General features: G+C 67.3%; 14 protein-coding genes. 10 read left to right on the plus strand and 4 right to left on the minus strand.

The window, feature by feature from the left end; translation table 11 throughout:
- Positions 1–53 precede the first annotated feature (53 nt).
- Complete coding sequence (locus tag AC6I6X_RS10155; RefSeq protein WP_497930391.1) at positions 54–629, minus strand: hypothetical protein; 576 nt, start codon at positions 627–629, stop codon at positions 54–56.
- Positions 630–790: 161 nt separating this feature from the next.
- Between AC6I6X_RS10155 and AC6I6X_RS10160 the strand changes: the two genes are divergently transcribed.
- Complete coding sequence (locus AC6I6X_RS10160) at positions 791–1,519, plus strand: DsbA family protein (protein ID WP_497930392.1); 729 nt, start codon at positions 791–793, stop codon at positions 1,517–1,519.
- A gap of 90 nt (positions 1,520–1,609) precedes the next feature.
- Positions 1,610–2,152 (plus strand): DUF2243 domain-containing protein, encoded by a 543-nt coding sequence (locus AC6I6X_RS10165; protein WP_497930393.1) that lies wholly within the window; start codon positions 1,610–1,612, stop codon positions 2,150–2,152.
- A 100-nt stretch (positions 2,153–2,252) separates the two neighbouring features.
- Here the strand turns inward: AC6I6X_RS10165 and AC6I6X_RS10170 are convergent, their stop codons facing one another.
- On the minus strand, positions 2,253–2,591 hold the full coding sequence (locus tag AC6I6X_RS10170) for a DUF7344 domain-containing protein (protein ID WP_497930394.1): 339 nt from the start codon (positions 2,589–2,591) through the stop codon (positions 2,253–2,255).
- 237 nt (positions 2,592–2,828) lie between these two features.
- Here AC6I6X_RS10170 and AC6I6X_RS10175 point away from each other — a divergent pair, with 237 nt between their 5' ends.
- From AC6I6X_RS10175 to AC6I6X_RS10200, 6 genes are all read left to right on the plus strand, one after another.
- Positions 2,829–4,685 (plus strand): bacterio-opsin activator domain-containing protein, encoded by a 1,857-nt coding sequence (locus tag AC6I6X_RS10175; RefSeq protein WP_497930395.1) that lies wholly within the window; start codon positions 2,829–2,831, stop codon positions 4,683–4,685.
- A 152-nt stretch (positions 4,686–4,837) separates the two neighbouring features.
- The gene (locus AC6I6X_RS10180; protein WP_497930504.1) at positions 4,838–5,983 is read left to right on the plus strand and encodes an MBL fold metallo-hydrolase; all 1,146 of its coding nucleotides are present in this window, start codon (positions 4,838–4,840) and stop codon (positions 5,981–5,983) included.
- Positions 5,984–6,124: 141 nt separating this feature from the next.
- Entirely contained in the window at positions 6,125–7,630 is a 1,506-nt protein-coding gene (locus tag AC6I6X_RS10185) for a serine hydrolase domain-containing protein (protein ID WP_497930396.1), read from the plus strand.
- A complete protein-coding gene (locus AC6I6X_RS10190; RefSeq protein WP_497930397.1) occupies positions 7,627–8,406 on the plus strand; it encodes an MBL fold metallo-hydrolase in 780 nt (259 codons plus the stop codon). The genes AC6I6X_RS10185 and AC6I6X_RS10190 overlap by 4 nt, the downstream gene beginning before the upstream one ends.
- Before the next feature lie 70 nt (positions 8,407–8,476).
- Complete coding sequence (locus AC6I6X_RS10195) at positions 8,477–8,926, plus strand: DUF8147 domain-containing protein (RefSeq protein ID WP_497930398.1); 450 nt, start codon at positions 8,477–8,479, stop codon at positions 8,924–8,926.
- Positions 8,927–9,332: 406 nt separating this feature from the next.
- On the plus strand, positions 9,333–10,220 hold the full coding sequence (locus tag AC6I6X_RS10200; RefSeq protein ID WP_497930399.1) for a hypothetical protein: 888 nt from the start codon (positions 9,333–9,335) through the stop codon (positions 10,218–10,220).
- Positions 10,221–10,287: 67 nt separating this feature from the next.
- Here the strand turns inward: AC6I6X_RS10200 and AC6I6X_RS10205 are convergent, their stop codons facing one another.
- Positions 10,288–11,304 carry a transcription initiation factor IIB gene (locus tag AC6I6X_RS10205; protein WP_497930400.1) on the minus strand — a complete coding sequence of 339 codons (1,017 nt, stop codon included), beginning with the start codon at positions 11,302–11,304 and terminating at the stop codon, positions 10,288–10,290.
- A 427-nt stretch (positions 11,305–11,731) separates the two neighbouring features.
- Between AC6I6X_RS10205 and AC6I6X_RS10210 the strand changes: the two genes are divergently transcribed.
- Positions 11,732–12,154 carry a CBS domain-containing protein gene (locus AC6I6X_RS10210; protein ID WP_497930401.1) on the plus strand — a complete coding sequence of 141 codons (423 nt, stop codon included), beginning with the start codon at positions 11,732–11,734 and terminating at the stop codon, positions 12,152–12,154.
- A 69-nt stretch (positions 12,155–12,223) separates the two neighbouring features.
- Here the strand turns inward: AC6I6X_RS10210 and AC6I6X_RS10215 are convergent, their stop codons facing one another.
- Positions 12,224–12,610 carry a DUF302 domain-containing protein gene (locus tag AC6I6X_RS10215; protein WP_497930402.1) on the minus strand — a complete coding sequence of 129 codons (387 nt, stop codon included), beginning with the start codon at positions 12,608–12,610 and terminating at the stop codon, positions 12,224–12,226.
- A 146-nt stretch (positions 12,611–12,756) separates the two neighbouring features.
- On the opposite strand from AC6I6X_RS10215, the gene AC6I6X_RS10220 reads away from it, so the two are divergent.
- A complete protein-coding gene (locus AC6I6X_RS10220; protein WP_497930403.1) occupies positions 12,757–13,389 on the plus strand; it encodes a class I SAM-dependent methyltransferase in 633 nt (210 codons plus the stop codon).
- Positions 13,390–13,423: the final 34 nt, after the last annotated feature.

Below are 13,423 nucleotides of genomic sequence, written 5' to 3' on the forward strand. Positions count from 1 at the left end.
CGGCGTCGATCGCGGCTCCTCCGGAGACGGCGTCGGCGTCGAGTTCGGCGCTCTCAAGGACAGTCGCTCTCGTCGACCGATCGGGGCTCCGACCCCTGGTCGACTGCCCGTGTCGCGCCAGTCTCGAGGTCCACCAGCATCGCCCGGCCGCCGTACTCGTGGGTCTGGTCGTGACCGCGGACGACGACGCACGCCACGTCGTCGGGGATCTCGACGGTCTCCGATCGGGTGAACGGCTGGTCGGAGTGGGCGTGGAGCAGGTCGCGCCGACCGAGGCGCGTCCCGTCGAGGCGCTCGACCTGCCACCAGTTCGCGTAGCCGTCCTCGCCGTCGTCGTCGTGGTGGAGCGTCACGTCGAAGGCGTACGCGCCGTCCTCGGCGTCGACTGCGACGTCGACAACGTTCGCCTCCCGGAGGTCGAGGTCGTCTGTTCCCCGCTCGGTGCCGTCGGATTCGGACCCGTCGGTCGAATCCGGGCCGTCGGTCTCGTCGGTACCGTCGGTTCCGTTGCCGTCGTCGATCGATCCCGAGTCGTCGCTCCGGTCGCTGCAACCGGCCAGTGTGGCGATCGCGAGCGCACTCGTCGCACTCCCGAGCAACCGCCGTCGGGCGAAGCCAGGTCCGGACATGCGTCTTCGATCGGTCCCCTGGGCTAAATCGTCCCCGGCGATTTGCCGGGTCAGCAACTGCCGCCCGCCAGTGTGAGTCGCTACGGGGGCGATTTGCTGAGCCAGCAAAACGGCGAGTCCGTTACGGTCCGGTACCGTGAACGTCACCGCGAGCACAACCGATGTCCTTCGACGAGCCTTCCCGTCGCGCCTTCCTCGCCGGGTCAGTCGTGGCGGTCGGCGCCGGCGGCGCGTACTATCTCACGCGATCGGACGACGACGGATCGCACGACCTGTCGCCGGAGTTTCACGGAAGCGACGAGACGTCGTCGCTCGGCGTCGAACTGGCCGGCAAACCGATCATGGGATCGCCCGAGGCCCCGATCGACCTCTACTACTGGACCGACTTCCAGTGTCCGTTCTGTGCGCAGTTCGAACGGGACACGCTTCCCGACCTCGTCCGGGAGTACGTCGATCCGGGGCGGATCCGCGTCGTCTTCGTTACGATTCCGTTCTTTGGCGGGGACTCGATGACCGCCGCGGTCGCCGGCCGGTGCGCGTGGGAGCAGGTTCGCGAGAGCGATCCCGGGGCGTACTGGAACTGGCACGCGGCGGTCTTCGACGAACAGGGCGAGAAGAACGACGGCTGGGCCGCGGCCGACAACCTCGTCGAGTACACGCGATCGGTCTCCGGCGTCGACGCCGACGCGCTTGCGACCTGTCTCGACGAGCGTCGGTCGACGTACGAGGAGGGAATCGAGACGAACGCGGCGCAGGCCCGCTCGTTCGGTATCTCGGGAACGCCGGCGTTCCTCGCCTTCGACCCCGAGACCGAGGCGGGGGAGGCGCTCGCCGGCGCGCAACCGATCGATCGGTTCGAGGAGGCGATCGAGACGGTCGAAGACGCCTGAGTCGACGCCGATCGCGTTCCGGGACGCCGGCCGCAGTCGCTTGCAGTAGACAGCAGCACACGCTTTTCCGCGTATCCGCGATCGGCTGGTATGGCCCAGCGAACAGACACGTGGCTCGGCCTTCGCGAGCGCGCGAAGCCACTCGTTCGGGCGGGTATCGTCCTCGGAATCGGTCTGGGCGGCTTCTTCGACGGGATCGTGCTCCACCAACTCCTGCAGTGGCACCACATGCTGTCGGCCTGGACGGCGCCGACCTCCGTCGCCAACCTCCGGCTGAACGTGCTCGCCGACGGGCTGTTCCACGTCGGGACGTACGTCTTTACGATCGCCGGGATCGCCCTGCTCGTCCGCGCGTGGCGACAGCCGGCCGTACCCCAGTCGGGCCGAACGCTCGTCGGGTCGGTGATCGTCGGCTGGGGCGTGTTCAACCTCGTCGAGGGGCTCGTGAACCACCAGCTACTCGGGATTCACCACGTCTGGCCGGCGGGTCCCGGAAGCGTTCTCCTCTGGGACGTCGCCTTTCTGCTGTCGGGCGCGGTGTTCGTCCTCGGGGGTTACGCCGTAATCCGCGGGGACGAGGCGGCCACGCCGGCGTCCCGAGACGATCGTCCGGCGGACGAACGTCCCACGTGATTGCCCCGTCCCGAGAATCAGCGTTCGCAGACTCGATCGCGGCGACGGATACCCACGATATCATCTCGACGGTCCCCGAGCGACGACGTCGGCCGGGACGTCAGTCGAGTCGGACGTCGTGGCGACGGGGACACGACTCGACGCGGTTTTCGGCCGGATCGTAGTCGATGAGCCCCCAGTCGTCCATCCTGGGGAGGTGAACGTGGTGGAGCGCGAGGGCGACGGACGCGACGGTCTCCGCATCGGCGCCGTCGACGCCGGTCTCGCGCGCGGCGATCCCCGCCGCCAGATCCGCGAGTTCGACCGGCCCGTCCCGCCCCATGAGGACGTCGATCGTCATCCGTCGACGGTCCGACTCGACCGACTGATCGCGATCGATTTCACTCGAGCCGACCGTTTTCTCGCCCGCTCTCGTCCGTTCACGTCTGAATCGAGCCATCTCGGTGTCAACTCCGACCGCGCCGTGGCGGCTAGCGTTGCTTTCCGTACTATCCGGACGTCCGTAAGCGTCGACTAGTAGTAGTTAGGTCTACCCCGTAACTCGTCCCTCGCTGGCGGGTCGTCGTGGCGTTTTTCCGGGGCAAGAACGGCCCCGAACCGGACGAGTTACCCCTGGCCTGCGGTAAGGACTCCGCCGGCGGAGGGTTAACAAGCGTGCGTCGCGGGGGATACTGTAATGACGTCTCGATCGTTGACCGAGAGTCTTCGGGAAACCCTCGCCGTCTTCGACGGCTCCGGAACGCCACGGACGACGACCGAGGTAGCGGATCGCCTCGACCTCGGTCGCCGGAGCACCTACGAACGGCTGGATCGACTCGTCGAGCAGGGCGAACTCGACACCAAGAAGGTCGGCGCGAGCGCCCGCGTCTGGTGGCGACCGCCGACGTCGACGAGCGGTCGGTGGTCGCGCGACGGGGAGGTCCGTTCCGAACCCGATCCGATCGAGCGCGACCTCGAGGAGTATCGTCGCCGGTACCGGACGCTCGTCGAGTACTTCCCGAACGGCGCCGTCGGCCTCGTCGACGAGGACCGACGCTACGTCACGTTCGGCGGCACACTGGAGGGGGATACCGACCTGACGCGGGAGGATCTCGAGGGACGCCCCATTCGTGACGCGCTCCCGTCGAAAATCGCGGACGTCGTCGTTCCGGGTTACGAAGCGGCCCTCGACGGCGAAACGTGGTCGTTCGAGGACACGATCGACGACAGCACCTACCAGTTCCACTTCGTCCCGGTTCGGGACGACGTCGGCGACGTCTTCGCGGCGATCGGAATGTCACAGGACGTCACCGATCGAACGGAGCGTGAGCGGGAACTCGAACGCCGGCGCGAGCAACTCGCCGCACTCAACGACCTCAACGACGTCGTCCGGGGTATCACCGACGAGGTCGTCGCCCGGTCGACCCGCGAGGAGATCGAGCGGGTCGTCTGCGAGCACCTCGCCGCGGCCGAGTCGTACCTGTTCGCCTGGATCGGGGACGTCGACGTCTCCTCGCAGACGGTGACGATGCGAACCGAGGCCGGCGTGGAAGGGTACCTCGAGGGGATCACCATCTCGGCCGATCCGGACGACGTCCGTAGCATGGGCCCGACGGGACGGGCCATCCTGGAACAGGAGATCCAGACCACACACGACATCCGGGCCGATACCAGCCACGATCCGTGGCGGAGCCACGTCGAGGAGTACGGCTTCCGCTCGTCGGCGGCCATCCCGATCGTCTACGAGGGGACCGTCTACGGCGTGTTGAACGTCTACGCCGAGCGGCCGAACGCGTTCGAAGGGCAGGAGCGAGCGGTGATCAGCCAGCTAGGGGAGGTAGTGGGACACGCCATCGCCGCCACCGAGCGCAAGCGGGCGCTGATGAGCGACGAGGTCGTCGAACTCCAGTTTCGCATTCGCGACGTCTTCGGCGCGCTCGACGTGGGCGTTCCGACGACGGGCACGATCACGCTCGACCACACGGTTCCCATCGAGGACAACGAGTACCTCGTCTACGGGAGCGCGACCCCGGACGCGGTCGACAGCGTCAGGGCACTCGTCGAGGCGCTCCCACACTGGCTCGACGTGACGTTCCGGACCGATCGCGGAACGCCGAAGTTCGAACTTCGCCTCTCCGAACCGCCGGTGCTGTCGACGGTCGCCTCGCTCGGCGGCTCCGTCGAGAACGTCGTCATCGAAGACGGCGACTATCGGATGACGCTCCACGTGGCCCCGGGTTCGGACGTCCGCAACCTCATCGACGCTGTGCAGAGCGCCTATCCCGACGCGGAACTGCTGAAGCACCGCCAGATCACTCGGCACGATGACACGGCCGAACGGGTTCGGCAGGTTCTAACGACGGATCTCACCGATCGCCAGCGGGCGACCCTCGAGGCCGCCTATCACGCGGGCTTTTTCGAGTGGCCTCGCGACGCGCCCGGCGAAGCCGTCGCCGAATCGCTCGATATCGCACCGGCGACGTTCCATCAGCACCTCCGGAAGGCCCAGCAGCGGGTGTTCCGATCGCTACTGTCGACGCCCGAGTCGACATAGGCGGGCCGGGTCACGGTATCGGGCGACCGGACGCCACGAATCCGGTGCGGATTCCGCGTTAGATTCGCGTTCCACGGCACGAATCGGTGGTGCGTTTGCAAGGAGCGGAGCTATGCCCGTCCGTGACCGAACTGTCTTGCGTAACTGTCCCAATTATGAACCAGATAGAACCGGAGCGACTCGCCGACATGCTCGACGCCGGCGAGTCGTTCACGCTCCTCGACACGCGACCGGCGGACAGCTACGAAGCGTGGCACGCTCCCGGCGCCGAAAACGTCCCGTTCGGTCCCGACGACGACCTCGACGAGGAGACACTGGACCACGTGGACGAGGTGACGAATGGGAAACCCGTCGTCGCGATCTGCGGCAAGGGACTCACGTCGACCCCGTTCAGCTTCGAACTCGAGCAACACGGCTACGACGTCTCGGTGGTCAAGGGCGGGATGGAAGACTGGAGCACGGTGTACGAGGTCGTCCCGATCGACACCCGCAACGACGACCTCGTTATCGCCCAACTCCAGCGGCGCGCCAAGGGCTGTCTGGGGTACGTCGTCGGCTCGAAATCGGCCGCGAAAGGGGTCGTGGTCGACGCGACCCGACAGACGGACCAGTTCAAGATCGCCGCCGAGGAAGCGGGGCTGACGATCGACCGGGTCCTCGACACGCACGTCCACGCCGACCACATCTCCGGCGGGCCGACGCTCGCGGACGCGCTCGGCGTCCCCTACCACCTCGGCGAGCGAGCCAGCGACCGCAACGTCGCCCACGAGTACGACCCGCTCGCCGACGGCGAGACGATCGAAATTGGTGATATCGAGATCGAGGCCCTGCACACCCCGGGCCACACGACCGAGATGGTGAACTACCTCGTCGACGGCGAGGCGCTACTGACGGGCGATACGCTGTTCGTCGAGTCCGTCGGCCGGACGGAACTCCAGTTCGGGGACGACGACGCGGCGACTGGCGCGGAACTGCTGTACGAGTCCCTCCACGAGACGATCCTCGACCTCCTCGACGACGTGCGGATCCTCCCGGGCCACGTCTCGGTCGCGACGAACGGGCGGTACGAGGTCGGCTCCCCGGGCGATCCGATCGCGGCCCGCCTCGGCGACCTCCGCGAGGACCTCGACCTGCTGGGACTGGACGAGGACGCGTTCGTCGATCGGCTCACCGACCAGACGCCCGAGAAGCCGCCGAACTACGAGCGCGTGATCGATCTCAACACGGGCCGGGACGACCTCGACGAACCGGACGAGGCGACGGAACTCGAACTCGGACCGAACAACTGCGCCGCCTGACGTCTCCAGCGGTTTCCCGTTGGGGTTCGCCGGTGTACCCGACGATTTCCAGACCCGATCGCGCCCGCGCCCCTCCATTTGGCGTTCCTGCGTTCCGAGAATCACGGCAACCGCGATACCGTGTGAGCCCAAAATGCCGCTATGCGAGACGCCACTCGGCGCCGGTACCTCGGACTCGCCGGTACCGGACTGGCCGGCCCGGTCGCCGGCTGTCTCGGACGCGGCGGTGGAGACGTGAGCAGCGACTCGCTGCCAGCCCACTTCGACGATCGGGTCCCAGAACTGCTCGAGCACTACGACGTTCCGGGGGCGTGTATCGCCCTCGTGCAGGGCGGCGAGGTGACGTGGACCGGGGCCTACGGCGAGGCTGACCGCGAGGAGGGGCGCCCGACGACGACCGAGACCGTCTTTCGGGCCGCCTCGATCACGAAGTCGGTTACCGCCTGGGGAGTCCTGAATCTGGTCGAACGGGGCGAGATCGAACTGGACGATCCGATCGAGCGCCACGTCACGCGGTGGGAGCTCCCGGAGGCGGCGTTCGACACCGGGGCGGTGACGGTGCGGCGCTTGCTTTCCCATACGTCGGGCCTGCAGATGGGGTCGCCCGACGAGGGGCAACTGTACACACCGGGCGAGGAACGCCCCGCTCCCGAGGAGGTGCTCGAGGGGGAAGGGCTGGAACCGGCCGCCCGGTTCGAACAGCAGCCCGGAACCGAGTTCCGCTACTCGAACGCCGGATTCGTGCTCCTCGAGCTCCTGATCGAGGAGGCCTCCGGTCGCGAGTACGAGACGTACATGCAGGAGGAACTCCTCGACCCCCTCGGGATGGACGACGCCACGTTCACGTGGGACGAGGAGGTGGCGTCCGCGATCGCCACCGGCTACATGCTAGACGACGATCGCGGACCAGTGTTCGTCGATCCGGTCAAAGCACCCGGCGGGCTGTACGCGACCGCTGGCGACCTCGCCCGCTTCGTGGCCGCCGCGACGGACGGGCCGCAAGGTGAACCGCCGGGCCGGGGGGTCCTCGAACCCGAGAGCGTCGCGGCGGTACACACCCCGGCCGTGGTGACGTCGGGCCTCCACGGCCTCGTCGCCGACGCCTACGGACTGGGTCACTTCGCCGAGACCCTCCCCGGCGGACAGCGGGCTGTGTGGCACGGGGGCCAGCACACCGGCTGGCTCAGCCACTACCACTGCGTCCCGGAGACCGGCGACGGCATCGTCGTGCTCACCAACAGCGAACGGGCCCAGCGGTTCCTGGCCGACGTGGTCGGCCCGTGGGCCGAGGCGCGAGATCTGCCCTCGGTGGCGATGAGTCGGACGTACTCGCGGTTCGCGACAGCCGCTCGGGCGGTGGTGGGCGTCGCCGGCCTCGCGTCGACTGGACTGGTCTGGCGACTCGGCCGCGGCCTCCGATCGGGCGATCGACGGTTCGAACCGCTCGCCCGCACGTCAGTCCGATCGCGGGCGGCACTGGGCGGCGTCGCGGTCCTGCTACTGGGACTCTGGTGGGGACTCGCGCGGGACGTGCTGGTGCCGCTGTTGCCGGTCCTCGCCGGCTGGCTGACCGTCGCGCTGTCGGCGGTCGCCCTGCTGGCGGTGCTGACCGTGCTGTTCCCGCGTACAGGGGGTGACGGACAGTGACGGACGACGCGACGCAGGGAACGAGGTGGATCTCGATATCGCCAGGAGCGACGAACTGTTACCTGCTCGAGGCCGATCGAGGGTACCTGTTGATCGATACCGGGTACGAGTGGGAGTACCGGAGCTTCCTGGCGCAACTCGCGGACGCCGGCATCGACGTCGACGAGATCGAGTACCTGCTCGTGACCCACCACCACGACGATCACGTCGGCTTCGCGAACGAACTGCTCGATGGAGTGACCGTGATCGCACACGAAGCCGCGGAAGACCTGTTACGGGCCGGTGAAAACGACAGATCCGGCGGCGGACTACTGAACAGGCGGGTGTACTATCTGGCGAAAGTGCGATCGTGGCTGACTCCCGAGTGGGATCTGACGTTCCCGCCGATCACGCTTCGCGACGACGATACGCTGGTCGACGGCGACGACGATCGGCTGTTGCGCGAACTGGGAATCGACGGGACGATCCTTCATACGCCGGGACACACCCCGGACTCGATCTCCGTCCTCCTGGACGACGGCACGCTCTTCTGCGGTGATGCGGCGATGAGCAGGCCGCTCTGGGCCGGGATCGAGTACCACACGATATTCATTACCGACGTCGACCAGTACTACGATAGCTGGCAGAAGATCCTCGACACCGGTGCCAAACGGGTCTATCCGGCACACGGCGATCCCTTCGACGTCGAGAAATTACGGGAGCACGTGGGTGCGTACAGCAACGACGCGTTGATCGAGACGGATCCGATCACCTCCAGGTACGACGATTTCGGCTGAGCCGCCGAGTACTTCTCCGTGATCGAGAATTATCCAGCAGGGATATACTCTCAGTCGACGTCTAGAACGTATGAACACCGTACTCAAGATCGCGGGCAGTCTGCTCGTCGGCGTTCTCGGTTTTCTCGTGGTCGGGATCGGCGTGACCGAAGCGCTCGATCCCTACGTCTGGCCGTCCGCGATGCTGGGGCTCCCTGCCGGACTGACGGCCGGGATCGCCCTGGTCCCGCTCACGTATCTGGGTCTCACGTACCGGGAGGAGATCGCCGCCACTGGCCAGGCCTCCGAACGGACGGCGCGACGCTTCTGGACGACGGTTGCGGCGATCGGCGGATTCGTCGGCGGCGGTGGGCTCGCGATGGCGGTCCTCTGGACGCAGGCGGTCGGCCTCGCGACGGCGATGATCTTCGGCGGGCTTCCCGTCGGGATCGTTACCGCTGCGCTGGCCGCGTATCTCGCTTCCCGTCGCGTCCGGGCGGATCCCGCCGCACCCGAATCGCCTCCGGCGAACTCGTCGTAACCCTTCTCCGGTGTCCTTTCTCGGCTGTCAACATCGACGACAGTTATCACGATCGCGTGCGCAGTGACCGGTATGACGACGGCAGCCGTCGACGGTCGCAAAGTAGGCCTGTTTCTGGCGCTCGCGTTCGGCATCTCCTGGACCGGCGCGATCGGACTCTTTCTCGCCGGGTTCGATCCGGCGCGCCGCTCGCGCCGTGGGCGAGCCAGGACTGACCCGATCGATGGTCGAGATCTCCGCGAGGGGGCGTCTCCTCGCTCTCGACGACCGAGAACCGGAATCGAGCTTTATCCAGTTCGGTGGTCTAGTACGCGTAAGTGACGATGCGTCCCATTCCACTCGGTTCCCGGTCCGGCGAGATCGCAACGGTGACGAGCGACGACGTCGTCGTCCAACGGAGTGGGGCATGACCCGCGCTGCTCCGTCGATCCCGCGACCGTACGTCCTCGCGTCCATCCTGACGATCGTCCTCGCAGGTGCCGCCTCGATGGTCGGCCTGTTCGTGCCCGGGTTTTACCGGGACGCGCCGGTCCTCCTGCCGCAGGTCTACGGCCAGGACCTGCTGACGCTGGTCGTGGCCCTTCCCGCCTTCGCGATCGCGCTGTACTACGCCCATCGGGGCTCGCTGCGGGGCTACGTCGTCTGGCTCGGCGTCGACGGCTACCTGCTGTACACCTACGCTTCGTACGCGTTCATGACGGCGTTCAACGAGCTCTACCTCGTGTACACGACGCTACTGTGGCTCACACTGGTCACGTTCGTCGGCGGGATGGTCGGGCTCGACGCCGCCCGGGTGAAACGTGCCGCCGAGGGGCTGTCCGTCCGGCCGTACGTCGCCTTCCAGGCGCTACTGGCGGTCCTGGTCGCGTTTCTCTGGCTGGCGGAGATACTGCCCGCGATCGCCGCCGGAACGACGCCGCCGAGCGTCGCGGAGGCGGCGCTTCCGACGTCGATCATCTACTCGCTCGATCTGGGGATCGTGGTTCCCGCGTTCGCGCTCACCGCCTTCTGGCTTCGCGATCGTCGCCCCTGGGGGTACGCGTTCACGGCCGTCCTCCTCGTGAAGGCGGCGACCCTCGGCCTGGCCGTGCTGGCGATGGCGGTCTTTCAGCTTCGCGACGGGCAACTGGTTCCGGTGCCCGTCCTCGCCGTCTTCGGGCTCCTGTCGCTGTCGAGTCTCGTGCTCGCGGGTCGGTTCCTCCGATCGATCGGGTCCGCGAGCAACGCGCCGTCGACCGGGCCTCGTGACGGGTCGGTATCGGTGGCTGATCGAGGGTCGGGGCGAGAACCGTGAGAAATCCTCGATCGCTCAGCCGGCGATCGGCAGACGCTCGTCGTCGACGATCGGTCTCCGAGCGCCGCTACTCGGCCGTCTCGTCGTCTGCTTCGAGCAGTTCCTGGTACCGGTTCCGGATCGTCACTTCACTGATGTCCGCCACGTCGCTGACGGCCGACTGCGTCACCTTCTCGTCCGTATCGAGCGTCGCCGCGTAAACGGCGGCCGCGGCGAGGCCGACCGGACTCTTGCCGACGTGGACCGTCGCATCCTTCCCGGCCCGGAGGAGTTCGCGGGCCGCCCGTTCGATGTCGCCCGAGAGGTCGAGGTCCGAGACGAACCGGGCCACGTAGCTCTCGGGGTCCGCGGGCTCGACCTCGAGGCCGAGCTCCCGGACGACGTAGCGGTACGTCCGCTTGAACTCCATCTCGTCGACGCGGCTGACGGCCGCGACCTCGTCGATGCTGCGGGGCGTCCCGGCCTGTCGGGCGGCGGCGTACGCGGCCGCCGACGCGACCCCTTCGATCGATCGCCCCGGGAGCAGGTCGTCCTCGAGGGCGCGCCGGTAGATCACCGACGCGGTCTCGCGAACCGACTCGCTCAGGCCGAGCGCGCTCCCCATCCGCTCGATCTCGCCGAGCGCCTGCTTGAGGTTGCGCTCTTTCGAGTTGCGGGTGCGGAACCGCTCGTCCCAGGTGCGAAGCCGCTGCATCTTCTGTTGCTGCCGGTTCGAGAGCGTGCGGCCGTAGGCGTCCTCGTCCTGCCAACCGATGTTGGTCGAGAGCCCCTCGTCGTGCATCAGCTTCGTCGTCGGCGCGCCGACGCGGCTCTTCTCGTCTTTCTCGGCGCTGTCGAACGCGCGCCACTCCGGCCCGCGATCGATCGCGTCCTCCTCGACGACGAGCCCGCAGTCCGCACAGACGGTCTCTGCACGCTCCTCGTCGTCGACGAGCTGACCGCTACACTCGGGACAGCGCCGCTTCGATCGGTCGGTTCGTTCGTCCGTCGTCGCGTCCGTCGATTCGGCCGGTGCCGTTCGGGCCGGTTGCGTGTCCGATGCGTTCGTCCGTTCGTCGTAGGTTCGGATACGTGCCTCTGTCATGGTCGTCCGTTCCTGCGTGGAGGGCAGGGCGAGTGCGGACTACCGGACGGAGAACCCCGAAGAATCCCGGAAGCCGCTCTTACTAACTTTTAGTTAGTGCGAAAAATATTTAAATCTTTCGCCGCCAGATGCATCGAGTTCGATCGACAGCGACCGGGCTACGCGGGCCTGCCGATTGCGATCGTGGAGAAGGGACACGTGACCGGATCGCTCGCGACACCCCCTGGGAGCGTTCGTCGTTCCTACCGCCGAGTGTATCGCCCATCCCCGTCTCTGGACGAGGATGGCCCGCCCAGCCGTTCGAGAGCGAGGATCGATCGCGGCCGCCCGGGCGGCGAGCCTGCGGCCCGTTCTCACGACGACGACTGTCGTCTGAATCGTATCGAGGAGTTATATCGCTCCTCGGTGGACGTACCGTCGAGTCTCAATGCCGATCGAAAACCTCGCCCGAAGCGACGTCGTCACGGCCTCGACGGACGAATCGATTCACGAACTCGCGTCGACGATGCAGGAGGAAGGCGTCGGAAGCGTCGTCGTCACCGACGGCGAGACGCCGGTCGGGATCGTCACCGATCGCGATCTGACGATGCAGGTGCTCGCCGACGGAACGGATCCGGAGAGCGTCGTCGCGGCGGACGTGATGTCTGACGACTTGCAGACGATCGACGAGGGTGCCGGGTTCTACCAGGCCACCGAGTCGATGAGCGAATACGGTATTAGACGGTTGCCCGTGACGGATGCCGACGGCGAACTGACCGGGATCATCACGGTCGACGACCTGAACGAGTTGCTCGCCGACGAACACCAGGAACTGGCGGGCGTCGTGCGGGCACAGCGGCCGCCGTACTGACGGTCGAGTTCCGCCAGCGTCGTCCGGGATCTCTCGGGAGCAGTTCGATGACGCTTCAGGTGGCCCCGATCAGAGACGCTCGAAGACCGCCTCGAACCGATCGCGGGCGTCCTCACCGATCGGTTCGACCGCCGGGGTCTCCGTGACGCCGAGCAGGGTCTGGGGGTCGACGGCACTGACGACCACGGCGCCGTCGTCGCCCTCGTAGACGACGACGTTGCACGGCAACAGGGTGCCGAGTTCGACGTCCGCCTCGAGACCCTCGTGAGCCAGTCCGGGGTTGCACGCGCCCAGGATTCGGTACCGCCGGAAGTCCTCGCCGAGTTTCTTCTCGAGCGTCGCCTGGACGTCGATGTCACAGAGCACGCCGAACCCCTCGTCTTCCAGTGCGTCGATCGTTTCGGTGACGACGTCGTCGAACTCGCCGTCGACCTGCTTGTTTAGAGTATAGGACACAGCGCACAATACAGGTGCGGGTGGAATCACTCTTTGGGTAGCGACAGCAACGCCGACCGGCCGCCGGCGTCGAGTCGCGATCGAGCGGCCGCGGTCGGCTCACCGGGCCCAAGGCCTTAGCCTCGTCACGGAAAACCACCACCACGATGATCTCACGACGCCCGTCTCGACGGCTCCTCGGACTGCTGGGACTCGTCGTCGCCGCGATCGCGTTCGCCCTTCGCTGGCGACGGAACCCGTCCCCGTGTCCGTACTCGCAACGGCGCTGGATCGATCTCCCGCGACCGGTGATCACGCGTTCTCGGGTACGCGACATGCTCGCCCCGCGACCGGGCGAACGCGTCCTCGAGGTCGGCCCGGGAACGGGCTACTACACGCTCCCCGTCGCCCGATCGATCGACCCGGACGGGACCCTCCACGCGGTCGACGTGCAGCCGGCGATGGTCGACCACCTGCAGTCGCGACTGCAGGAGGCGAACCGGCGAAACGTCGAACCGGTCGGCGGAGACGCGCGGGTCCTCCCGTACCCCGACGATAGCTTCGACGCGGCCTACCTGGTGCTCGTCCTCGGCGAGATTCCCGACCAGGAGCGCGCGCTCGCCGAACTCCACCGCGTCCTGAAACCAGGCGGTCGGCTCGTCGTCGGCGAACTGCTCCCCGATCCGCACTTCGTCAGGGCTGATCGGCTCCGGCGACGGGCCGAACGGCAGGGCTTCCGCTTCGAGGACCGGGACGGAACGCCGATCGGTTACGTCGCGCGGTTGTCCGTCCCGGCGTAGTCGCGGTCGGCGGTCGAGATCGCTCGCCCGCCCA

It is taken from the genome of Halosolutus sp. YCN4 (assembly GCF_059736495.1).